The sequence below is a fragment of the Kitasatospora sp. NPDC059803 genome (assembly GCF_042732255.1).
GTDB lineage: Bacteria > Actinomycetota > Actinomycetes > Streptomycetales > Streptomycetaceae > Kitasatospora.
Window position 1 is genome coordinate 24069 of the sequence record NZ_JBHWIJ010000030.1, and the last position, 22930, is coordinate 46998.

Consider the following 22930-nt stretch of genomic DNA (forward strand, 5'->3'; position numbering starts at 1 on the left):
AGGCCCCGGCCGCCACCCCCCCCCCTCACAAAAACCCACCGGGGTGTCCCCCCCCCCCCACGTGTGGCCGCGACCAGCGCTTTCCGGAATCAGTCGAGGATGGCGTCGATCTCCACTTCAACGAGCCATTCGGGATCGATGAAGCGCGAGACCTCAACGACGGTGCAGACCGGACGGACCGACGCGAACCGCTCCCCGTGCGCTCGCGCGGCCTCCTTCCAACGCGTCACATCGGTGAGCATGAGACGGGTCCGCACAACGTCCCCCAACGATGCCCCCGCCTCCTTCAGCGCGGCCTCCGCGATGTCCAGACACCTGACGGTCTGGGCGTACACATCGCCCTTCCCCACGGTCGTCCCACCGTCCCCGATGGGAGCAGTCCCCGCGACTGCAACGTGTGACCCCTTGCGGACTGCCCGGGAAAAGCCGATCTGAGGTTCGAGAGGCGAGCCGGAACTGACTATCTGCCGATGATCCATCGCACCATGCTCCCAGAGCACCGCACATCTGAAAACAGGCCCTCCACTGGGCACTTCACCCCTGAACCAGCCCATCCCCGCGCGTGCGGGGCCGATACCGCGACATACGGGTAGGGAGGGTAGCCGTGGGAGCAATCCCCGCGCCTGCGGGGCCTACGGAGACGGCGTGCGCGCCATCATCATGAAAGAGGAGCAATCCCCGCGCGTGCAGGGCCTACGCTTCGTGACCTGCGGGTTTATCGGCGGGAGCGGGCTGAGAGGATCAGGCCGTCGAAGTCGACGGGCTTCCAGCGGTCCTTGCCGGCGGTGCGGACGGTCCAGCCCTGTTCGTTGGTGGCGGGTTCGACGAGGACGGCTTGGCCGTCGCCGATGCGGGTGGCGAGGAGGTCCCAGAGGCGGTCGCGGATGCGGCGGCTGGGGGTGCCGACGAAGACGCCGGCGTTGACTTCGACCATCCAGCGGGTGAGGTGGCCGCGCAGGCCTTCGGGGGCGGCGATGAGGATGATGACGGTCATGGGCTGTCCGTGTCCTGGGTGAACTCCGGGCCGATGATGGCCAGGTGTTCGTCTCCCATGCCCGGGTCGGAGACGGAGGGCGTCGGCGTGCCTTCCGTCCCGGACCAGTTGACGCCGCCCTGGACCGTGCCGACGCGTTCGTCCCAGAGTTCGTTGACCTCGACGTCCGGCATCTCGGTGCCGTCCGGGCTGAGGAGCGCCTTGACGTCGTTCACGATGCGGCCGAGCAGTTTGTCCTCGGCGATGCGGTCGCGCAGGCCGAGCCGGGCGTCGCGTTCCTCGGTGTGGCCCTGCTTGGCGAGGTCGAAGGCGAGGGGGATGGTGTATTCGGCCTTGTAGAGGTCCGCGATGTCGAGGACGAACGAGGTCGCCAGGCCGGTGTGGACGAAGCCGAGGCCGGGGCTGGCGCCCAGGCCGGTGATGACCGCGTGGCAGATCCCGTAGAGCGCGGCGTTGGCGGCCGACAGGAGGCGGTTGAGGTCGTCGCCGGCGGCGTGGGCGTCGCCGGCCTTGTAGACCCGGCCGTTCCAGGGAACACCCGTTCGGCTGGACTCGGCCTGGTAGAGCTTGCGGATACGGGCGCCCTCGCGACCGCGCAGCTGCTGCATGGTGGCGGCGCTGACGTCCTCGCCGGGGAAGCGCATGCGGTACATGGTCCGGGCGACGGCGAGGCGTTCCTTGGTGCGGCTGACCAGCCAGGCCTGCCGGTTGAGGAGGGCCGCGCCACGGCTGGGGCCGAGTCCTGCGGCGTACATCCGCACGCCCTGCTCGCCGACCCAGCACACGGTGGTGCCGGAGTCGGCGAGCAGGTTGACGGCGCCGTGGGTGATGCGGGTGCCCGGGCCGAGGAGCATCACGGCGACCATGGCGGCCGGGACGCGGACGGTCTCGCGCTTGTTGATGACGACGACGGCGTTCTCGTCGCGGTCGATGTGGCTGCGCTCGACGTAGACGCTGGAGACGCGGTCGGCGAGGCGGTGCAGGTCGTGGGGGTGGGCTTTCCACCAGATGTCGGCCATCGGTCAGTGGTGTCCGGTCGGCAGCGGGGCGAGGGTGAGCAGGCCGCAACCGTAGGCCTTGGAGGGGCCGATGCCACCGAGGAGGGCGGCTTGGAGGAGCCCTGGGTCGGTGATGCGCAGCCGGCCTTCGAAGGTGGCGGTGGTGAGGGTGACCGGGCTGCGGGTGCCGGGCTTGGTGAAGGTGCTGCGGCTGCGGTCGGTGATCCGGGCCTCCCGGGCGGGCTGCTGCGCCTCTGCGGGGGTGTCCGAGGCGGGCGGTTCGAGGCCCGGTGCCGCGCTGTCGGTGCGCGCTTCGGGGATGGTGAAGCCCCAGCGCTGGGTGCGTTCGAGGAACCAGGTGAGCTGCTGGGCGGCGGTGCGGTGGGCCATGCGGTAGGAGCGGTGGTGGAGTTCGGCGGCGGTCTTGGTGCGGTGCGGGCTCGCCTTGGCGGGCTTGGAGGTGTTCTGGACGGGGCTGGCCTTGAGCCGGAAGGCGAATTCGCGGCCGACGGCGAGCTGGGCGAGCAGCGGGCTGTAGTCGCGGACCGCGTAGTGCTCGCCTTCGGCGTCGGGCCAGCCCGCCTGTTCGACGATGTGGGTCCAGTCGGGTTTGGAGGGGGTGAGGACCAGCAGCGTGGGGCGGCGCGGGTGGTCGGCGTCGAGGCGCCAGAGGATCCGGTCGCCGGCGGCGGGGTCGGGGATGCCTGCGGTGACGGCGCCGTGCAGGGCGCGGGGGTTGGCGAGCAGGGTGCGGCTGGCGGCGCGCAGGGGGTTGATGCGGACGCGGGAAAGGTAGGTCATCTGGTCACCAGCCCAGCAGGGCGAACGGGTCGTGGCCGCCGGCCGCAGTGGCCGGTTGGGCGATCGTGGTGGGCGCGGCAGACAGGGTAGACGGGGCGAGGCCGGTGGGGACGTTGAGCCAGGCGTGGCGGATCCGCCGGGTGGTGAAGCCGCGTTCGCGGGGCGCGAAGGAGCGCGGGACGTCCTGCAAGGTGTCGTCGCCGGCCGGGTCGTCGAAGGTCGTGGCCAGGTCGATCCGGTGGGGCGAGAACGGATCCGGACCGCGTTCGGCCCGTCGGCGGTAGGCGGCCTTGGCGGCGGTGCCCGCCTGCCAGGGCTCGTCCGCCAGCACGTCCTCCAGGGCTCCGGTGCGCACGGTGCCGAGGGCGATCGGCTGGGTGGGGACGCAGGAGCGGCGGCCGAGGGCGAGCGGGAAGGCGGGGCGGCGGATCGCCTCGGCGAGCGTCGCGACGAGGCTGGCCGGGCCCTGGACGGCGGCGACGAACACCGCGTCCTGGAGGTAGTAGCGGTGGGTGACGTGGGTGTCCTTGGCCGGGGAGGTCGGCTTCTGGACGCCCTTGGCGTTGACGCCGCTCTGCGGCAGCGGGCGGCCCCGGTAGTCGCTGACGGTGTGGTAGTCGCGCAGCAGCGTTCCGGGCTGGTCGATGCGCACGCCCAGGCGCAGGCCGACCAGGCCGGTGATGTCCGCTTCGCGGGGAAGTCCGGCGGCGGCGGCGAGCAGGCCGACGACGCCGGACTTGGTCGGCTGGGGCGGGGTGTCGCGGCGGTTGAAGGCGCTGCGGTCGCCCCAGGACTGGAGCGGGCCGGCCAGGCGCAGGACGAGGACCGCCTGGTCCTCGCCCTGCGGGGCCGGTGCGGGGGTCGGGTCGGCGGGCATCAGTTGTCGTTCACCCGCTCGGTGAGGGCGGTGCGCAGGCCGTCGCGCAGCTCGGTGAAGGTGCGGTTCGCGCCGAAGGCCTCCGCCAGCTGCTGCGCGGGCTCGTCGGCGCCGGTGTCCGCACCGAGGGTGTGGCAGATGCCGACGTACAGCGGGCTGTCTCCCCACTGCTCGGTGGCGGTGGCGAACTCCACGGCGAGGCGGCGCGCGGACTCGGCGACGATGCCCCGGCTCGCCGGGACGGGGTTCTCGTACGCGGACACGAGGTTCACGGGCTGGTCGGCGCGTACGACGACGGCCACCAGGCTGGGGCGGGTGCGGTGCGCGAAGGAGTTGCCGTAGCCGGTGGGCATGGACCGGGCGAAGGAGTCGACGAACAGGTCGACGGCGTCGACGGCGGCCTTGTCGTCGCCGAGGTTGCCGCGCAGCTGGTGCAGGCCCACGGTCGCGTAGCGGTAGAGGGTGGCGGAGTTGAAGCCGATGGTGCCGATCATGCCGGCGCCGGTCTCCTCGGCGGTGTTCTCGTCGTCGACGGCCGTGTAGTAGTCGAATTCGAGTTCGGCGGCGTGGGTGGAGATCGCGTGCGCCACCTGGGTGGCGGCGTCGACGTTCAGGCCGGGGATGTCGGCGACCATCCGGCCGAAGAGCGCGACGTCGGCCGGGTGGCCGCTCTGCAACTGCTCCTTGACCGGCAGCGCCTTGACGGCCTCCTCCAATGCCTTGGCGTCGAGGGCGGCGAGGTCGGCGGCGGTGTCGGCGACCAGGTCGACGATGCCGTCCAGCTGGCGGCGCCCGTAGAAGAGGAGGTAGGCGGTGTCGCCCTCCTTCTTGCCGGCGGAGATCCCGGTCGACTTGATCAGGGCGTCGGCGATCCGCTGCGCGTCCTCGGCCTCGATGCCGGCGCGCTCGGCGATGCCCTTGGCGAGCTGGGCGGCGATCCGCTTGGTGCGGGTGGCGAGGTCCTGCCGGTCGCGGCTCTCGGCGAAGTGGATGCGGGTGGCGCGCTTCCAGGCCTGGGAGGAGACGCGCGAGCGGCGCTTGCCGCCGAAGTACGCCTCCTTGGGGTTGCCGTTGTCGTCCCGGTTGAGGTTGGCCGGCGGGACGGTCTGCAGGATGTGGACGTCGATGTAGAGGCGGGCGGTCATGCGCTTCTCCTCGGGGGTGGTGGTCCGGGTGTGTCGGGCGCTCAGTCGGTGGGCGTCTTGTCCTTCCACGCCTGGTAGCCGATCGCCCACTTGAGGCGGACCTGCGGGCGCCGGTCGGTGCTGTGCCAGGCCTGGATGTCGGCCATCAGGTGGCTGTAGTCCAACGGCTGTGTGATGGAACGCAGTTGGGTGATCAGCCCGCGCAGGTGGACAAGCAGCGCGGACACGCTGGTGGCGCCCGCGAGTTGCGCGACCCGGGTGTCGAGCGCCTCCTCGCTGACCTTGCCGCTGCGGCGCAGCACTCGCAGCGCCTCCCCGAGCTTGACGCCACGGCGGTGCATCGGCTTGGACTGGCTCTGCTGGTGGAGGCCGTAGAGGGCCAGCGCGGCGTGCTCGGCCTTCTGCTCGTCGGACACCTCGTCGCGCAGCGCGAGGACGTCGTTGACCTCGCAGCTGTAGAGCGGCCACATCTTGGGGCTGTCCATGACCGGGCGCCCGAGGCCGGAGCGCAGGGCCGCCAGGTCCTCGCCGGGCGGCCGGCGTGGTTGCTTGGTGCGGGGGTCGTACCGCCAGTTGTGGTCGGGGCCGGTGAACTCGTCCCAGTACCGGCGCCTTCGGGCGGCGGCGGCGGTGCGCTCAGCGGGGGTGGCGTGCTCAGCGGCGGCGCCGGCGGTGTGCTCAGTCGTCAAAGTCCGCTCCGGGGTCGTGGTCGAGGGCGGGACCGGTCTCGGCCGCCCGGGCGGCGGCCGCTTCCCGTACGGCGTCGGCGTACCGGGGAAGGATCTCGTCGAGCCGGCGCCGGAAGTTGGCGCCCGCGGTGCCGAGCCGGTAGGTCTGCGTCTTGCCCGCCTTGCCGCCCTGGCTGATCGTGCGGCCGCCGAAGGTGGTGGCGGGTGCGGCCAGCAGGAGCGTGTTCGCCACGTCCCATGCCTGGCGGTGGGCGAGTTGTTCCCATGCGAGCCGACCTCGCTCCAGGGCCTCGTCGTCCGCGCCGGCGGTGCAGACGCCGGCGAGCAGGCGGCGCACCAGGGGGTCGAGGGTGTGCAGGAGGAGCTCGCCCGGTCGCTGGCCCTTGTCCCAGGGGATGGGGTCCGTTCCGGCGGCCCGGCGCAGGTCGGCGGAGAGGTTGCTGACGGCCTGGGCGAGCCGTTCCGCCTGCTCGGCGACGTCCAGGAGGAGCAGCTGGGCCTCGCTGTCCTGCTGGAGGGCGAGCAGCGGCAGGGGGATGGCGTCGTGGATGACGTCCTCGACGATCGCGGACTGGGTGCCGTAGACCATGCCGAAGGTCTCGACCTGCAGCGGGTAGTCGGCGGGGAGTTGGTCGCCTTCTTGCAGGGCGCTGATCTGGTCGAGCAGGATGCTGGTCTCGAAGCCGCCGTCGGGGCCCTGTCGAGTGGGCGTGAGAAGGGCCTCCAGGCCGCGCCAGGCGGCCTTGCCCTGGGTGTGGCGGCGCGGCCTGCGCTCGGGCAGGGCGGAGGCGGACTTCTTGGCGGGGGCGGTGAAGGTCCAGGTGGTGTGGGGCTCCTGCTCGGGCATGGGCGTCAGCCGGTCCCCCGCGCTGATGACGACCCGGGCCACCTTCAGCTGCCCGGCCTCGTCCTGGTGCGGGATGAGGCGGATCCGCCGGGCCTGCCAGGTCCACAGGTCGAGGAGGCCTTCGGCCGCGCGGGGCTGCCAGGCGGGGCCGTGCGGGCCGCGTTTCCACTGCGGGAGGCCGAGGTTGTCGGGCGGGGTGAGCGGAAGGTTCAGCAGGAGGGTCTCGTACAGGGTGCGCCCGGTGGGGATGATGACGCCGAGCTGGCCGAGCGGGCCGGTGGGGTTCCCGGTCGTCTTGCCCGCCTTGACCTGGTCGTCGCCGACGACGCCGGTCTTGATCGCCGCGGTGTCCCAGCAGTGGGCGTGCACGAGCCAGTGGGCAGCCTGGGCCGGCGTCAGGTCGAGCGGGTCCGCGTCGGTACGGGTGCCGAACAGCGGGACGTTGTTGCCGCTCGCCGCGGTCGCCACCAGGGCGGCGGAGCCCTTCGTCTCGTCCTTGGCGGTGCGCAGCCCGGCGACCTGCCCGAACGGGGCGGCGGGGTCGAAGAGGTCGAACTTCGCGTGGTGATCGGCGAGGTAGGTCTCCAGGCTGCCCAGCTCGTCCTTCGTGAATCCGCCGCTCTCCCGGGTGAGCCGCTCACCCTTCTCCCCGGGGTTCTGGGGCGCACCGGTCGCATCGGCGACGACGGGCAGCAGGACCTGGCGCAGGACGGCCGGGAGCTGCGTGGAGAACTCGACGACGAGGCCCTCGAACTCGTGGGCCCGGGCCAGGGCCCCAGCGATCCCCACCTGCACGGGGGGCCCGCCACCGGCGGGTCGTACCGTCAGCCACGGTTCGTCGACAAGGTTGTACCCAGGCACGCGCTGATCTCCCAACTAGCCATGTTTAGCTTGTTGCTGGTTCATCGTGGCACCGGCGGATGCCTGTTGTGGGGTGAATGCTTGAATTGCCCCCGGCCCCGCCTGCTTTGGTGCGCGGGGATGGCCCGTGGCCGTGTTTTCCGGCCCTGGTCGGCTGCAAGTCGGCCCCGCGGTCGCGGGGTTGAGGGGGTGGGGCGACGCCTGTTCGACTCACCCCCTCGCCTTTATCGGTACCGGGGCGCGCTGGGGTCCTCCGCTCACCACGAGGCCGAGCAGGTCGTCGTAGCGCAGTTGGAAGTCACCGAGGGCGGCGTCCCCGCGTTCGTCGAGTTCGAGGGCCAGGCTGTATCGCAGCCATGGATGGTCGCGCCAGCCCGACAACGGACCGAGCGCCTGCTCGGCGACCATTGTCAGCTTGGTGGGCAGGCGCACCGTCCCGGAGAGCACGTCGTCCACCATCTCGGCCGCGACCGTCCCGTTGGGGCCGAGCTTACGGCCCGTCATCGCGTGGAAGTCTTCCCCGGTGCGGCGCACCAGCACGACCTCGACGCTCCGGTCCCCATCCCGAACGAGTGCCTCGAACTGCCCCTCTGCCAGCGTGCCGTGGGCTCCGTAGTGCAGACCGGCCAGAGTCTGCGAACCGTGTTCCCCGGCGCGGGTCAGGACGTACTGGGCGGCTTCCTCGCGACGTTTGGCCTGCCGCTTCTCCCAGTCCTGTCGCGCCTGCGCCTCGGCCTCGCCCCACTCCGCCGGGACGACGGGATCGGTGCCGTAGACCCGGGCGACCAGGTCCGGCACCTGGCCCGGGATGCTCCACGCGCCTGCGTCGGCCTTCGCCGCCCGTTCGACCTCGGCGGCCGTGCGCAGCAGGAGGTAGCGGCCGTAGATCCCCTCGGAGTCGCGCAGGATCTGCGGCACGCCGTCGTCGTCGAGGCGGATACCGGTGATGACAACGGTGGGCCGGGACAGCCGGCGGGGGCGCTGCACGCCGTCGTGGCGGTGGAGGCGTCCGATGCGCTGGAGGAGCAGGTCCATCGGAGCGAGGTCGGTGATCAGCAGATCGGCGTCGACGTCGAAGGACTGCTCCGCGAGCTGGGTCGCGACGACGATCATCCTGCCGGGACGCCCGGATCCCTCGGCCGGTGGTCCGAGGAGCTTCAGCACCTCCTGCGTACGGTCCGCCCGGTGGCCGGCGTGCAGGCGCCCGTGCAGGAGCCGGACATCAGCGCCGAACTCCTTGCGGAGGGCCTCGAACGTGGACTGGGCGCGGGCCACGGTGTTCCGGATGACCAGCACGCACCCGCCGTCGACCAGCCGCTCCCCCAGATAGTCGACCACGGCGGCATCCTGCGCGACTTGGGCGTCGGTCCGCGTCAGCTGTTCATCGAGCACCTCGACCCGCACCTGAAGGTCCTCACGCCAGGATGCGGTGCTCTCCACCAGCACTTCCGGCCGCCCGTCCGGCCCCGCCCAGGCCGCCGTGACGCTCGGATAGCCCTCCGGCTCGGGCAGCTCCAGGGCCGCCGAGGCCTCCGCCGACTGCGTACCGGCCAGGTAGGCGGCGACCAGACGACGCCGCTGCTCCGGCGGCAGCGTCGCCGACAGCAGCACCACCGGCACGCCGGCCTGCCCGAGCCACCACAGGCCCTCCAGCAGGAACTGCGACATGTAGACGTCGGCGGCGTGGACCTCGTCGAGGATCACGACCTTGCCCACCAGGCCGGCCATCCGCAGCATCACGTGCTTGGTACGGGTCGCGGCGTACAGGAGCTGGTCGATGGTGCCGACCGCGAACGGGCTCAGCAACCCCCGGCGGCGGCCGAGGAACCACTCGGCGGGGGCCCGGCGCTCCCCGTCCGTGCAGCCGTCGAAGCAGTCGGTCTGCATACCGAACTCGTCCTCCCCCACCGAAGCGAAGGGGTCGTCGGCGTCCTGCCCCCACTCCCCCGCGCCCTCCAGCAGGCCGCGCCACTCCTTGTTGAACATCCGCTTGCCGTGCAGCAGCGCGACCTGGCCCTCCAGCCCATCGCCGACCTCGCGCAGCCACGACCGGACCTGGGTGAACATCGGATCCGCCGTCGCCTGGGTCGGCATGCCCAGGAACGCCCCGTCCGCACCGTGACGCGCTGCCAGCAGCTCGGCCGCCGCCAGCGCCGCCTTCGTCTTGCCCTCCCCCATCGGCGCCTCGACGATCACCAGACCGGACCCGCCCATCCGACGCACCACGTCGAGGACCAACTCCTGCGAAGGCCTGGTCCCGTGGCCGAACCGGTCCCGGAACGTCTCCGGGCCGGGCGCCGCCAACGCCCCCCATCCACCGCGCAGTTCGAGCCTCGACCACGCCGCCGCAGCCCGCTGCCGCGCCTGAGGCAACGTCACCTTCGCCAGGTCGGACACACCCGTGAAGTGCCGCTCGTCGCTGGCGATCCAGTCCGCCATCACCACGAAACCGGACAGCTGAAGCTGCGCCGCCCGGCTCGGCACCAGCACCGGCTCCACCGCGGCCAGCGGCGACTCCCCCTCATAGCCGAGCTCCCGCGAGAACACCTCCACCAGCGCCGACTGCGCGAGCTTCCAGGGGCGGCCGATTCCCTGCAGCTTTTCGTTCTTCTTCGGCGGGCTCAGCTGCCCCAGCGTCGGGATCAGCCCGTGGTGGCCTGCGACCAACGGCCAGACCCAACCGACCTGTTCCTGCGACCACTTCGCGTCAGCGAGCAGCGCCCTCAGCACCCGGCCACCGGCCTTGTCATGCCGCCAAGACGAGCCTTTCACCGCGTACTTGTCCCAGGTGAGCCCCGCTTGACGGACCGCGGTCTCGCCGGCGGCATCGAGATGCTGAAACGCCGGGGTGGCCTTGCCACAGTCATGGATCCCACACAACCAGGCGAACAGACGCCGCCCCTTACCCGCGCCTCCCGCCAGGGCGTCCAGACGCCACCGCGTCACCGGTGGCAGGTAACGGTCCCAGACAATCTCTGCCACCGCCGCAGTGTCCAGCATGTGCGACAGCAGAAGGTTGGCCGTCCCCCCAGCCCGCCCGGCGGACTTACCCCACAGCGCACCCAGCCACCCCCTGACCTCGGGCGGGTACCACTGCCAACGATCCTCAACCATCGTCTCAACCTCCACGTGCAGGTACGCTTCGAGAGCGTAGGACACGGCACTGACAACTCGCCTCGGAGCAAAGAAATATGACGGTCATACATCGACTCCCCTCCGGGCTGCCATCCGATCGAACTGAATCAATCAGGCCCCTCGGCCACTAATCACCGCAGGTCAGAAAGCGTCGGCCCCGCGCTCGCGGGGGTTGCTCCCGCGCAATTGCTCCTTGATGCGCTGGACCACCATCGGCCCCGCGCTCGCGGGGGTTGCTCCGTCAGCATCAGCAGGGCCCTGTACCCGACCCGATCGGCCCCGCGCTCGCGGGGGTTGCTCGGTGAAAGGCGCGGACGGGCGCTGGCTCCTGGCATCGGTGCCGCGCTCGCGGGGGTTGCTCCCTGCGGCACACGATCTCCCTGCTGCCGACCCCATCGGCCCCGCGCTCGCGGGGGTTGCTCTTTCATCGGGGACCAGGTGTTCCCTGTCCTCGGATCGGCCCCGCGCTCGCGGGGGTTGCTCCTCCCCGACCACCGGCAGCCCCTCCCTCAGGCAGATCGGCCCCGCGTTCGCGGGGGTTGCTCCCCGCCCGGGCTCGTGCCGGTGACCTGCCAGTCATCGGCCCCGCGCTCGCGGGGGTTGCTCCCCTTCACATCGCATGGGCCGGGACTGCCGCGATCGACCCCGCGCTCGCGGGGATTGCTCCCACAGCGGGAACGTGCCGGCGATGAGGTGCGTATCGGCCCTGCGCTCGCGGGGGTTGCTCCGACATGCACCGCTCGATCTCTCGGGCAATCTCATCGGCCCCGCGCTCGCGGGGTTGCTCCGCGACACGCGCCGGGCCTGGCAGGGCCGGGCATCGGCCCCGCGCTCGCGGGGATTGCTCCATCCTGTGGCAGACGCTGCGCGAGCTGCCGATGTCGGCCCCGCGCTCGCGGGGATTGCTCCACCGAGGTCGGCGAGCTCAAACGGGACGGCTGGTCGGCCCCGCGCTCGCGGGGATTGCTCCGGCTTCATGCTCCACATCCAGGCGACCTTCGGGTCGGCCCCGCGATCGCGGGGATTGCTCCGGCCTCGACCCGCCCACGCTCGACCAGCTCAGCGCGATCGCCCGCGCGATCGGGATCCTGCTCTGGCGCCTGTTCCTCGACGAGTAGCACTGGCCGGCCGCACCGCCGTACGGCCGGCCGGGGAGTCACTTCTCGGGGTTCGGCGGTGGGTCGGCCGGCGGCGGCGGGGTCTTCGGTGCCGCCGGCGGTGCCTTCGGGCCACCGATTCCGCCCGAGCCGCCGCTGGGGTCCTTCTGCGGGGTCATGTCGTCCTCCGCGGTCTCCTCGTCCACCGGGATCGGGATCTCGCCCGGCGGCGGCATCAGGGGGTGCCGCCCGCGGTTTGGGCCCGCGGTCTCACGGCGGCCCCGACTCCAGGCGCCCTGGCGTTTAGGGGGGATGGTGGCGCTCATGGCGTCCTCTCTGTGGCTGTCCTGCCGGGTCACCCATGATGGGGCCTTGGCCACCCGTTGCCCAGCGTCCCCACCGGATGGCCGAGGTCCGCACACGGCGCACAGATGACCCGCGAGTACAGCACCGCGGGGCCGCGCACGATCGACTCGACACCGACCGGCAGCGACGCCGAACCCGCCGGAGACCCGCAGGTCGAACAGGTCCGAGTCGCTCGGGCCTCGGTGCAGCAGGGCCAGCAGACGACTTGGCGCGGGTCCTCGGTCAGCAACGCCATGGGCTGGATGCTGGTCAGGTGCGCGCAGAGCCGCAGCGTGGCGTCTTGCCGGGCCTGGTCCATGGTGGTGGTGGCGTTTCGCACCCACTGGCTGGCCTCCTCCATGGGGGCCGCTCCGGCCTGTCGGACGCCGGCCTCCGCGAGCAGCCTGTCCGTGCGGGCCGCGCTCGCGCCGGCCTGGTCCCACAGGGAGGTGAGGGCCGACCAGCTCCCGGCATCGTCGGCGGCCCAGGCCTTTCGAGACGAGATCCGGGCCTCCTTGAAGTAACTGCCGATCAGCTTCGCGTCTCAGCGGCCACCCACTCCAGATAGGCGGCCGATCCAGTGATCACCGGCACCCCGACGACCTCCGGCGTGTCGTAGGAGTGCAACTCAACGATGCGCGCGCACAGCCGATCAGCCAGGCTCGCCCGAGACTTGAAGTCGACCCGCCACTCGGCGGAGTCCTGCACCGCACCGTCCCACCAATAGACGGACTGGACACGGTAGACCTGCGCACACGCGGCCAAGCGGTCACGGATCACCGCCGAAGCGAGCCCACGGGCCTTCGTCTCGTCGTCATGGGTCGTCGTCACCACAACGAAGTCACTGATCGTCATACCGTGACGGTACCTGGCATCAACCGCCGCCCCCACTCTGCCCGGCAGACCTACCCCACAACGCGCCCAGCCAGCCCCCGACCCCGGGCGGATACCACTGCCAACGGCCCTCAACCATCGTCTCAACCCCCACGCGCGAGTACGCTTCGAGAACGTAGGCCACGACAATGACAACCAGCCCTGGGGCAAGGAGAGATGGCAACAACGCATCGGCTGTTCGACAGCGCCTCAACCGATCGAACTGAATCAATCAGGCCCCTCGCCCGCTAATCACCGCAGGTCAGGAAGTATCGGCCCCGCGCTCGCGGGGGTTGTTCGTGAGCAAGCTGATCACCGAGCTGCCGCTGGTCATCGGCCCCGCGCTCGCGGGGGTTGCTCCCAGGCTCCGTGGGCGCCCTCTCCGGTGAGCTGATCGGCCCCGCGCTCGCGGGGGTTGCTCGCTCGAGGAGCTCGACTTCGGGAAGTTGGTGGAATCGGCCCCGCGCTCGCGGGGGTTGCTCTCAGAGGGCGTTCTGCGAGTGTCGGTGGGTCTCTTCGTGCTTGAAGGCGGGTTGTCCGGTTTTAGGGCTTCCCGACCGGCCGGAAATGCGGTCCGCTGGTGGGCGTGAGTGGACGCGCTCCGTACCCGAGCGACCTGTCGGATGAGGCCTGGGAGCTGATCGGGCCGGTCATCGTCGCCTGGAAGGGCCGGCACACCTCGGTCAGCGGCCACCAGGGCGGCTACGACACGCGGGAGATCGTGAACGCGATCCTCTACCAGGCCCGCACCGGCTGCCAGTGGCGCTACCTGCCGCATGACCTGCCGCCGAAGAGCGCGGTGTACTACTACTTCGCCCTGTGGCGAGACGATGGCACCGTCGAGACCGTCCACGACCTGATGCGCTGGCAGGTCCGCGAGATGCGCAGACGTCACGAGGACCCCACCGCTGTCGTCCTGGACTCGCAGACCGTGCGGGCCTCGACGAACGCGCCCAAGGACACCACCGGACTGGATGCGGGCAAGAGAAGCCCAGGCCGCAAACGGGGTATCGCCACCGACGTCCTGGGCCTGATCATCGCCGTCGTGGTGGTCGCCGCCAGCGTGCACGACAACGCCATCGGAATCACGCTGCTGGACAAGGTCGCCGCGAGCGCGCCCACCGTGACCAAGGCCTGGGTCGACGCCGGATTCAAGAACGCCGTCGTCGAGCACGGCGCCCGCCTGGGCATCGATGTCGAGGTCGTCCAGCGCGCGCCCGGCACACGAGGGTTCACGCCCGAGCCGAAGCGGTGGGTGGTCGAGCAGACGTGGGGCACGTTGATGTTGCGCCGCCGCCTGGCGCGGGACTACGAGGCGCTGCCCGCCAGCTCGGTGGCGGTGGTCCACTGGTCGATGACCGACGTCATGCTCCACCGGCTGACCCGCACCGCCACTGCGAGCTGGCGCGACCCGCCCGCCGCGCGGGCCGACGACTGTGACGGGAGCACCCCATGAGGGACATGCTGGAGAAGATCAGCACCCGGCAGCGGCTGGTGCGCGAGACCATCGCGCAACTGCGCGAACAGATAGCCCGGCTGGGCGAACAACTGGCCGCGGCCGAGCGGACCCTGGAACGACTGGAGATCACCCACGCGACGGTGCTGGAACTGGCCGCCGAAGACGAACATCCTCCACCCGAGGCCGAACCCCTACCATCCGGCTACCGCGAGATCCTGGCTCTGTTCGAGCACACCGACAGCGGACTGCGTCCCAAGGACGTCTGCCAGGCCCTCGGCCTGGGCACCGAGCCGAAGCACATCGAGGGCACACGCGCCAAGCTCAAACGCCTGGTCACCCGAAGCATCCTGACCGAACCCGAGCCCGGCCTGTTCGTACTTCCGCCCCCATCACCGACCGACCTACGCCTGACGAACCATCGCAACACGTTCTCGTGCGCCTATCCGGCTGCGGGACCCTCACCGCGACCGTCCTTCACGGACGTCTCGCGGAGCAGGCGGTTCAACCTCCGACGCGCATGCACGTCCACCCGTGCCAGATCCATCAGTTCCTCTATCCGCTGAGCACGGGCGAGCAAGTCCATGTGCCACAGATGGTGGTCGTGAGCATGGAAGTTGGCCGAGTAGCACTCGGCGTGCGCACTGACCAGCGCAATCGCTGTATCCCAGTCGCGACGTTCCTCGGCTTCCTTGGCCTGCTCAACCCATTCCACGGCATGAGTATCGCCGAGCGGCAAGCAGGTCTGCGTCGAACAAGAGCGGTTCAACGAGCCAGTTCGAGCAAGTGCTCGCGAAACGCCCTCTCAGTGGACGTTAAGTCCCTTTTCTCTCGGCTTGTGATCGCTCGTACGTGTGAACGTCAGCTGTACTGGCGTGCCAGTCGTGGTTCGGGTGATGTTCTGCGGCCATGGACAGACGGGCGTATCCGAGCGACTTATCGGACGAGCAGTGGGCGTTGATCGAGCCGATGATCACGGCCTGGAAGCAGGACCGGGTGGCGCGATCGGCAACCGGGGATCCGGGGTCCGTGATCTGCGGGAGATCGTGAACGCGGTCTTCTACCAGAACCGGACGGGCTGTCAGTGGCGCTACCTGCCCCATGACCTGCCGTCCTGGTCGGCGGTGTTCTACTACTTCGGCCTGTGGCGCCAGGACGGGCTCGACCAGCGGATCCAGGAACTCCCGCGCTGCCAGGTTCGGGAGAGGGCCCGCCGATTAGGTCGTGTATCGAAAGTGGATCTTGGGCTGTGAATGATCGTGTTTCATGGCGCGGGGAGATCTCACGGACGAGCAGTGGGCGGTGCTGGAGTCGCTGTTGCCGAGGGGGGCGAAGGCGGGGCGGCCGCCGGTCTGGCCTCGGCGGCGGTTGATCGACGGCATACGATTCCGGGTCCGGACCGGAGTTCCGTGGCGGGACATCCCCGCCAAGTACGGGCCCTGGAGCCGGGTCTATGGCCTGTTCCGCCGGTGGCAGCGCAACGGCACCTGGCAGAGGATCCTCACCCGGCTTCAGTCCCTGGCCGACGCGAAAGGCGCGATCGTCTGGGACCTGAGCATCGACTCCACGGTCTGCCGCGCCCATCAGCACGCGGCCGGGGCCCGCAAGCAGGGCGACCTGCAGAAGGAACCACCGGGCGGCATCTTCACCGAGCCCCGTGATCACGGGTTGGGACGGTCGCGCGGCGGGTTCACCACCAAGCTCCACCTGGCCGTCGAGCAGGGTCAGAAACTCATGTCGATCGTGGTGACGGCAGGGCAGCGTGGAGACTCGCCGCAGTTTGAACCCGTGCTGGAAAAGGTCCGCGTGCCCCGCATCGGACCGGGTCGGCCACGCGTCCGCCCGGATCGCGTGCGGGCCGACAAGGCGTACGCCTCCCGCAAGAACCGCGCCTACCTGCGCCGACGCGGGATCCGTTGCACCATCCCGGACAAGGCCGACCAGGCACACAACCGCCGGAAGCGCGGTTCCCGTGGCGGCCGGCCGCCACTTTTCGACCCAGTCGACTACCGCGAGCGTCATGCGGTCGAGTGCGGGATCAACCGCCTCAAGAGGAACCGCGCTGTCGGTGAGGTCGACTCGGGGCGCCCTGCTGGTGTCTCCACCAGTGGGTTTCCCCGAGCCGCCTCCCGAACCCGGCGTGCCCGTCTCCGGGCACCGGGCTCTCCACAAGCCCCGTTGGGGTCGTTCGGATCCTCAAGCCGCAGTGGGCCAAGGACTTGGGATGACTGTTCCCCGGTATCGGTACCTGGTCGTGCTTACCTTCGCCGGGTTGAACAGTTCTTCCTCCTCCGTGGCAGGCCACCAGCCGCCTCCGCAGTAGCGGCGGCGAAGCTGCTTCCACGTGATTCCGGGGTGTTTGCGCCGTATCCACCGGACTACCCGCATCCACGCGTAGTGGCTGAGGTAGCAGAAGGCGACGTTTGAAACCCCGGGACGGAAGTACGCGCACCAGCCCCGCAGCACCGAGTTCAGTCGGTGCAGCAGGACGGTCAGTGCCAGGCCGACGTTCTGTCGTCCGGTCAGCTCCTTCACCTTGGCCATCACGGAGTGCAACGATTTCCGCGCCGGGTAGGTGTAGACGTACTGCCGATCAGTGCCCTTCTTCCGGTGACGCTGGATGCGCCATCCGAGGAAGTCGAGGCCCTCGTCGATGTGGGTGATCCTCGTCTTCTCCATCGACAGGCGCATGCCCATCGGTGCGAGAGCCGCTGCCACCTCTTCGCGCAGTGCTTCGCAGTGCACGCGAGTGCCGGACACGAGGATCAGGAAGTCGTCCGCGTAGCGGACCAACCGAAGGTTGGGCTCGCCACGGCGGCGGCGTCCCGCGCGTCGTGCCTCGGTGGTGGTCGGCCCGCCTGGCCGGTTGGTGACGTACTCGTCCAACACGGTCAGGGCGATGTTGGCCAGCAGCGGGGAGAGGATCCCGCCCTGCGGGGTGCCGGTGCGCGTGTCGGCAAGGGCTCCGTCCCGGGACATGATCCCGGACTTGAGGAACGCCTTCACCAGCGACAGGACCCGCTTGTCCCCGATCCGACCGCGCACCCGGTCCATCAGGGCCGTGTGCGAGATCTCGTCGAAGCACGCCGTGATGTCGCCCTCCACCACCCATTCGTAGGAGTGACTGGCGAGGTATCGGCTCTCGGCGACAGCGTCCTGAGCCCGGCGGTTCGGGCGGAACCCGTACGAACACGGGAGGAAATCCGCTTCGAACACCGGCTCCAGCACCAGCTTCAAGGACGCCTGGACCACCCGGTCCGCCACGGTCGGGATCCCCAGGCGGCGGAGCTTGCCGTTCGCCTTCGGGATCATCCGCTCACGCACCGGAACCGGTCGGAAGCTGCGTTCTCTCAGCTGAGACCGCAGCCCGTCGAGGAAGCCCTCGACTCCCTGCCCGGCCTCGATGGAGTGTGCGGTTCTCCCGTCCACTCCTGCCGTGCGGGCGCCCTTGTTTCCCCGGACCCGGTCCCACGCCACAAGAAGGAAGGCGGGGTCGGCCACGAGGTTGAACAGATCGTCGAACCTGCGATGAGGATCATCGTTTGCCCAACGGTGCAGCTTGGTCTGGATCTCCAGTACCCGCAGCTCCGCCCCGAACAGGGCGGACTCCAGCTCGTCGGTGTTCACCGGCGACAACCTCCTGGCATTCCAGCGTCCTTACTGCCGACTTGCTGGCCCCCTTCCCCATGTGGCCGGCTTTCCCGGCCTCCGAGTACTACGGAGCCTCCGCCCTGCCCGACGGCCTTCAGCCGGCGATGGGCCTGCCCTCGGTCGGGTTGGAGGTCCGGCACGGAGGGCGACCGCGGACAGTTCCCACGTTCACCACGGAGTCGATCGACGGGTGAGGTGCCCAGCTCTACCCCGGCAGTATCGCCACACCTACGCCGCAGTCCTTCGGTGTGGCCTCCCCACCGATGAGTAGAGTCGGCTTCGGAGTCGACCGCCAGCTTGCCAACGGTCGTGCACTGCATCCGGCCCACATCCGCCAGGTTGGAGCCGGTGTCGTAATTACGGGGCGTCAAGCACTGGTTCCTCGCGTACACCTTCCCGTCTCGCTTGCCGAACCCGAACCGTCTGGCAGTGCCACCTCGTCCCGGCGTTGTCAGGGCTGCTTACCGCCCGCCTCGGCATCCCCCGAGACGAACTGCCCCCAGCTTCACCCAGGTTGCTGCGACAACCCGGCGGTGAAGGTCTCTCACCTCACTCGACTCCATGGCGCCTCGTGGCGCACCCACGCGCTACGACAAGCTGGCGGTCCGATTCGAGGCGACTGTGCTGGTGGCAGCGATCAACGAGTGGCTATGACCCTGTCGTACGAGAACCGCGTCAGCGCGCTCGTTCGGTAGCCAAGATCATCCCGTGGCGGGTATCTGGCGTACCTGGGTCATGCCCCACGTGTATTCGGGCAGGAGGTCGGCGACGGCGGCGTGGAGGGCTCCGTGAGGGCCGCGGGGCGGGCCGCGCTGCCGCCGTGCTCGCGCGCGGCCCACCGGGAGGCCCTGGCCCGCAGTGCGAGCGGGCCTCCGGTGGGGCAGGTCGTTCAGCTGACCGCCGGGGGAGGGTTCAGTCCTCCTCGGTCTTGGTGAGGAAGTCCACGCCGTCCCAGAGCTGCCGCTCCTGGGAACGCGGGTCGTTGACGACCTCGTTGGCCGAGGTGTCGTCCTTGGCGAAGGTCATGACCGGGCGGTCGACGGCGTCGTAGGCGGGCCAGTCGGCGCCGGGCTTGCCGGTGCGCGCGAACGCGATCCAGTGCGAGCGGATCGTCTTCGCCAGGTCGGCGGGCGGGTTGGCGCCGAGGAGCTCCGTGGTCTCGGGGCCGTCGAGGTTGTCCCAGACGAACGGGAGGTCGACGATGTGGGCGGCGCCGAACGGGACGTTCGTGTCCGTGGAGGCGGGCGAGCGCCACCCGAGCTCGTAGACGTAGGCCGGGGCCGCGCCCTCCCGCTGCCGGGTCTCGGCGACGTGGTAGCTGGGGATGCGGAAGAGGCGGTCCGTCATCACGGCAGCGAAGGTCTCGGCGGGCGTGGAACGCGGGTAGACGTCCCCGGAGTTGGCCCGGTAGACGTCATACGCGTTCGCCGGCGCCCCGTAGACGGCGAGCCGTTCCTTGAGCTTGTCGGCGGGCGCGTTGACGATGTCGGCGTACGGAGCGACGAAGAAACGGTTCTCCTCCGTGGTCGTGCCGATCAGGAGCGGGATGTTCGCCCCAACGCCCTCGCGGAGGGACTCGATCGGGGCCTTGGGAACCAGGTGGTCGCCGACCACGGGAAGGAACGACATACCGCACGAGTCGATGGTGGTGTCGCCCCACGATTCGCGATCGGCGGACTCGACGACGGCGCCGTGTACCGCCTGCTGGGCCTTGACCACGTCGGCAGGGGCCTTCGGGCCGAGGTAGGCCGCGCTGGGGGAAGGGGCACCGACGGAGAGCGCGACCGCGTAGGACAGACGGCGCGCGTCCTCCACGCTCTGGCCGATGCTCGCGGTGCCGCTCTGCACGATCGCCTTGTGGAACAGGCCGTCCTCCGAGGCGATGCCGCTGGACATCAGGGCCAGGATGCTCATCGCGCCGGCCGATTCGCCGAAGACCGTGACGTTCCCCTTGTCACCGCCGAACTCGGCGATGTTCTCCTGTACCCACTCCAGAGCCGCGACCTGATCCTGCAGACCCCGGTTGGCCTCCCCGGTGTCGAGGCAGCCGAAGCCCTCCATGCCCAGCCGGTAGTTGAAGGTAACGAGCACGACTCCGTCGCGCGCGAAGGTGGATCCGTCGTAACAGGTCCCGGCAGAGGAGCCGCGCAGGAACGCGCCGCCGTGGAACCACACCATGACCGGCCGGGGATCGGCCTGCTCGCGCGGCGCCCATACGTTGACGGTCAGGACGTTGTCGCCACCCACGAGCGCGGGATCGCCGCTCAGCAGCGTGTCGAAGATCCCGTCGGTGACGCGGGACGGGGTGGGACCGAACGCGTTCGCCTCCAGCACGCCCTCCCAACCGAAGGAAGGCGACGGTGCCGCGTACCGTCGCGTGCCGACCGGGGGCTCCGCGTACGGGATGCCGAGGAAGCTCCCGACCCCGTTCTCGACCCGCCCCGCCACCGTGCCGGCCCCAAGCTCGACCTTCCACACCTCACTGGACACGTTCGTTCCCACCTCGTCTTCGCATCATGGAGTCGCCGTCCTCCGTGGGGATACGGGGACGGCTCACGGACATCATGATCAGAGAGCGCGAGGCAGGCGGCGGCTCACCACAGATTCACCCGATCGAGTGAATCGATCGTCGACAAGCAGCATGAACAGCGCTTTCGATACACGACCTAGAGGACCCGTCCCTCGTGATCATCGGCACCCAGTCCGTCCGCGCGGCCGCCGGTGTTGCGAAGACCACGACGGGACTGGACGCGAACAAGAAGGTGTCGGGCCGCAAGCGGGGACTGGCCGTCGACGTCATGGGGCTGATCACCGGTGTCGTCGTCCTGGCCGCCTCCGCCCACGACAACGCCGCCGGCGCCGCCCTGCTCGACCGGGTCTCCGAGCGGTGCGGGATGCGTCTGGAGAAGGCCCTGGTGGACCAGGGCTTCAAGGACGAGGTCGTCATCCACGGTGCACTGCTGGACATCGACGTCGAAGTCGTCCGCCGCAACCCGGCCGACCAGGGCAAGGGCTTCGCCCCGCAGCCGAAACGGTGGGTGGTGGAGCAGACGAACGGCACCCTGATGCTGCTCGGCGCCTGGCCCGCGAGTACGACCACAGGCCCGACACCTCCGCCTCACGCGTCTACTGGGCCTCCACCGCGAACATGACCCGCCGCCTCACCGCACCAGCCCCGGCCTGGCGCGACACCCTCGGACTGGCCGCGTGAACGTCGCCGAACTCCTGGCAGACCTCCAGAGCCGGCAGGACGAGGCCGCCGCCCAGGCAGCAGAACTACGCGCCCGGATCGAAGAGCTCGCCGCCGACCTGACCGAGACCGAAGCGCGGCTCACGGACCTGGCCACCGCCCGAAAGATCATCGCGGAGGTCACACCGGCAGGAGCCGAATCAGAACCACCCGAGACGAACACCACCTACCAGGCCATCGTGAACGCCTTCAACCAGCATCCCGACCAGGCATTCCGGGCACGCGAGCTGCACGAACTCCTCGGCATGCCCACCGAAGAGGCGTCCGTCAACATCACCCGCAGCCGCCTCGGACGCCTCACCCGCCAAGGCTTCCTCGCTCAACCCGGACGAGGCCGCTACCAGAAACGGACTTAACGTCCACTCACACCATCCGCGTCCACCGGTTCTGTATCTCTGTCTTGTTCTCGCCCCTTGCGCCACCCGGGTGAACCCACTGGGCGCTGCGACCCGTGTGCCCCAAGTGACAGCTGGTGCCACTGATGGCACTCGCGCCTTCTTGGGGAGGGAAGTTGATGAAACGTCATGGTCGGCGCCTGGTCGCCCTGGCCGCATCGATGGCGGCCGCGGTCTCGCTCGTCGTCGCTTCGGGTGGCATGTCGGCGGCTCAGTCGGGCACCGGGGCAGCGGGTCTGCCGGGGATCGGGGGGCCGGGAACGGCGGTGAGCGCCGCGGACCGGCAGGACCTGTCGGTGAAGGCCGAGCCGGGTGGGGTTCAGTGCACGGAGGTGGCCGTGGGGTCGGCGCCTGGGAAGGCGGGTGCGGCGGCCGAGTGCGTGCAGGTCACCGACGGCCCGGCGGGTCGTAGGAGTGTTTCCGAGGCCGTCAGCAGCACGCAGGACGGTGCCGGGGCGTGCTCGATCGGCAGCGCGGGGTACTGGTCGTACGAGCGGTTCGGGTCGTGCCTGAAGGACATGACCACGACCTACACGCTGCGCGACGACAAGGGCACCGCCATCGGTTCGGCCCAGCTCAAGATCAACCTGAGCATGTCGCTGAGCGCCACGAGCTCGATGTGGACCGAACTGGTGACGGTCACCATGGTGTCCTCGACCAGCAACGTGCCGAGCCTCAACATCGCGTTCGACGCCAGCTGTACGGCGCCCTGCCAGATGGGCGCGGCCAAGCCCTGGGCGGGCGCCCGTACGCTGACGCCCGGGACGTCGGCGCAGGGTACGGTCCTGTACTCGGACTCGCCCGCCGTCGGGGCTGTCGACTCCCTGGCGAACGAGTACCACATGTACGTCACGCAGGACAACACCATCCCCCTGCAGCCGAACGTCAACTGGACCAATCCGCGCAAGGTCCGCTGCGACAACGCCGTCCACGAGCCGGGCAAGGGCTCGCCCGGATGCGTCTACGCCGACGTCCGGCCCGACCTGTCCTACTCCCTGACGGACTACGGTGCGGCGGCCGCGACCTACGCCTTCGCACTGAACTACCTGCCCAACATGCCCAAGCAGTTCACGCGACTGAAGGGCGACAGCGAGCCGAACCGCAAGCGCACCTGCGGCGCGCAGAGCACGGTGCCGTTCGCCCAGCTGGACCCGGTCGCGTTCCCGGAGGACAGCTGCGACGAGTTCCCCTTCGCCGGGACGTACCAGGGCGGCACGAACGGCGGGCTGTGCGCCGAGATCGTCCCCCAACTCACCAACGGCAACTGGACGTTCCGTGAGACGACCGGACACCCGGTCACGTACAAGGAGTCGTGCGTGCGGGGCCACGTCCCGCTCCCGGTCAACAAGGCGGCCGGCGGGAAGTACGGCAGCTTCGTCCAGACGCAGCGCCTGATCGACACCGAGGCGTTCACCGTCTCCTGGACGACCTGACGTCCACGGGTCCCGGCCCGAACGACACCGTGGCGGGGGTGGGCGCGGGGGGGGGGCGCGCGCGCGCGGGCGCGCGGCGCCGC

At 70.1% G+C, this 22930-nt stretch carries 19 protein-coding genes, 3 pseudogenes and 2 CRISPR repeat arrays; of the genes and pseudogenes, 8 read left to right on the forward strand and 14 right to left on the reverse strand.

Going from position 1 to position 22930, the window contains the following annotated elements; all coding sequences use genetic code 11:
* Positions 1–89 precede the first annotated feature (89 nt).
* From ACFV6I_RS07830 to ACFV6I_RS07875, 10 genes are all read right to left on the reverse strand, one after another.
* Entirely contained in the window at positions 90–554 is a 465-nt protein-coding gene (locus ACFV6I_RS07830; RefSeq protein WP_380423897.1) for a RidA family protein, read from the reverse strand.
* A 161-nt stretch (positions 555–715) separates the two neighbouring features.
* Positions 716–994 (reverse strand): type I-E CRISPR-associated endoribonuclease Cas2e, encoded by a 279-nt coding sequence (cas2e, locus tag ACFV6I_RS07835; RefSeq protein WP_331744407.1) that lies wholly within the window; start codon positions 992–994, stop codon positions 716–718.
* Positions 991–2013 (reverse strand): type I-E CRISPR-associated endonuclease Cas1e, encoded by a 1023-nt coding sequence (cas1e, locus tag ACFV6I_RS07840; RefSeq protein ID WP_380423898.1) that lies wholly within the window; start codon positions 2011–2013, stop codon positions 991–993. Before cas1e ends, cas2e begins: the two co-directional genes overlap by 4 nt.
* A gap of 3 nt (positions 2014–2016) precedes the next feature.
* Positions 2017–2793: a type I-E CRISPR-associated protein Cas6/Cse3/CasE gene (gene cas6e / locus ACFV6I_RS07845; RefSeq protein ID WP_380340012.1), complete on the reverse strand. Its 777-nt coding sequence runs from the start codon at positions 2791–2793 to the stop codon at positions 2017–2019.
* A 4-nt stretch (positions 2794–2797) separates the two neighbouring features.
* Entirely contained in the window at positions 2798–3670 is an 873-nt protein-coding gene (cas5e, locus tag ACFV6I_RS07850; protein WP_380423899.1) for a type I-E CRISPR-associated protein Cas5/CasD, read from the reverse strand.
* The gene (gene cas7e, locus ACFV6I_RS07855) at positions 3670–4815 is read right to left on the reverse strand and encodes a type I-E CRISPR-associated protein Cas7/Cse4/CasC (RefSeq protein WP_380340148.1); all 1146 of its coding nucleotides are present in this window, start codon (positions 4813–4815) and stop codon (positions 3670–3672) included. Before cas7e ends, cas5e begins: the two co-directional genes overlap by 1 nt.
* Before the next feature lie 41 nt (positions 4816–4856).
* The gene (gene casB, locus ACFV6I_RS07860; RefSeq protein WP_380423900.1) at positions 4857–5504 is read right to left on the reverse strand and encodes a type I-E CRISPR-associated protein Cse2/CasB; all 648 of its coding nucleotides are present in this window, start codon (positions 5502–5504) and stop codon (positions 4857–4859) included.
* Positions 5494–7212 carry a type I-E CRISPR-associated protein Cse1/CasA gene (casA, locus tag ACFV6I_RS07865; RefSeq protein ID WP_380423901.1) on the reverse strand — a complete coding sequence of 573 codons (1719 nt, stop codon included), beginning with the start codon at positions 7210–7212 and terminating at the stop codon, positions 5494–5496. The genes casB and casA overlap by 11 nt, the downstream gene beginning before the upstream one ends.
* Before the next feature lie 210 nt (positions 7213–7422).
* Complete coding sequence (gene cas3 / locus ACFV6I_RS07870) at positions 7423–10326, reverse strand: CRISPR-associated helicase Cas3' (protein WP_380423911.1); 2904 nt, start codon at positions 10324–10326, stop codon at positions 7423–7425.
* A gap of 172 nt (positions 10327–10498) precedes the next feature.
* Positions 10499–11442: direct repeats of the CRISPR family, unit length 27 nt; unit sequence TCGGCCCCGCGCTCGCGGGGGTTGCTC.
* Positions 11443–11503: 61 nt separating this feature from the next.
* Positions 11504–11770: a hypothetical protein gene (locus ACFV6I_RS07875; RefSeq protein WP_380423902.1), complete on the reverse strand. Its 267-nt coding sequence runs from the start codon at positions 11768–11770 to the stop codon at positions 11504–11506.
* A gap of 105 nt (positions 11771–11875) precedes the next feature.
* On the opposite strand from ACFV6I_RS07875, the gene ACFV6I_RS07880 reads away from it, so the two are divergent.
* Positions 11876–12313 (forward strand): hypothetical protein, encoded by a 438-nt coding sequence (locus ACFV6I_RS07880; RefSeq protein WP_380423903.1) that lies wholly within the window; start codon positions 11876–11878, stop codon positions 12311–12313.
* Positions 12314–12320: 7 nt separating this feature from the next.
* Here the strand turns inward: ACFV6I_RS07880 and cutA are convergent, their stop codons facing one another.
* On the reverse strand, positions 12321–12644 hold the full coding sequence (gene cutA, locus ACFV6I_RS07885) for a divalent-cation tolerance protein CutA (protein WP_380423904.1): 324 nt from the start codon (positions 12642–12644) through the stop codon (positions 12321–12323).
* 289 nt (positions 12645–12933) lie between these two features.
* Positions 12934–13144: direct repeats of the CRISPR family, unit length 28 nt; unit sequence ATCGGCCCCGCGCTCGCGGGGGTTGCTC.
* 104 nt (positions 13145–13248) lie between these two features.
* Here cutA and ACFV6I_RS07890 point away from each other — a divergent pair.
* The 4 genes and pseudogenes from ACFV6I_RS07890 to ACFV6I_RS07905 form a co-directional block, all read left to right on the forward strand.
* On the forward strand, positions 13249–14118 hold the full coding sequence (locus ACFV6I_RS07890; protein ID WP_380423905.1) for an IS5 family transposase: 870 nt from the start codon (positions 13249–13251) through the stop codon (positions 14116–14118).
* A 5-nt stretch (positions 14119–14123) separates the two neighbouring features.
* On the forward strand, positions 14124–14684 hold the full coding sequence (locus ACFV6I_RS07895) for a hypothetical protein (protein WP_380423906.1): 561 nt from the start codon (positions 14124–14126) through the stop codon (positions 14682–14684).
* 343 nt (positions 14685–15027) lie between these two features.
* Positions 15028–15338: pseudogene (locus ACFV6I_RS07900) on the forward strand (transposase); the annotation flags it as partial.
* A 46-nt stretch (positions 15339–15384) separates the two neighbouring features.
* Positions 15385–16173, forward strand: a pseudogene (locus tag ACFV6I_RS07905) (IS5 family transposase); the annotation flags it as partial.
* Between the two features lie 141 nt (positions 16174–16314).
* Here the strand turns inward: ACFV6I_RS07905 and ltrA are convergent.
* Positions 16315–17745, reverse strand: coding sequence for a group II intron reverse transcriptase/maturase (ltrA, locus tag ACFV6I_RS07910; RefSeq protein ID WP_380423907.1), 1431 nt, complete (start codon positions 17743–17745; stop codon positions 16315–16317).
* Between the two features lie 936 nt (positions 17746–18681).
* Positions 18682–20259: a carboxylesterase/lipase family protein gene (locus tag ACFV6I_RS07915; RefSeq protein WP_380423908.1), complete on the reverse strand. Its 1578-nt coding sequence runs from the start codon at positions 20257–20259 to the stop codon at positions 18682–18684.
* Positions 20260–20435: 176 nt separating this feature from the next.
* Between ACFV6I_RS07915 and ACFV6I_RS07920 the strand changes: the two are divergent.
* Positions 20436–20980, forward strand: a pseudogene (locus tag ACFV6I_RS07920) (transposase); the annotation flags it as partial.
* Entirely contained in the window at positions 20977–21375 is a 399-nt protein-coding gene (locus ACFV6I_RS07925; protein WP_208869246.1) for a hypothetical protein, read from the forward strand. The pseudogene ACFV6I_RS07920 and the gene ACFV6I_RS07925, both read left to right, overlap by 4 nt.
* Before the next feature lie 358 nt (positions 21376–21733).
* Here the strand turns inward: ACFV6I_RS07925 and ACFV6I_RS07930 are convergent, their stop codons facing one another.
* Positions 21734–21934, reverse strand: a complete 201-nt coding sequence (locus tag ACFV6I_RS07930; RefSeq protein ID WP_063352310.1) for a hypothetical protein — start codon at positions 21932–21934, stop codon at positions 21734–21736.
* On the opposite strand from ACFV6I_RS07930, the gene ACFV6I_RS07935 reads away from it, so the two are divergent.
* Positions 21933–22847, forward strand: a complete 915-nt coding sequence (locus tag ACFV6I_RS07935) for a hypothetical protein (protein ID WP_380423909.1) — start codon at positions 21933–21935, stop codon at positions 22845–22847. The genes ACFV6I_RS07930 and ACFV6I_RS07935 overlap by 2 nt on opposite strands.
* Positions 22848–22930 lie beyond the last annotated feature (83 nt).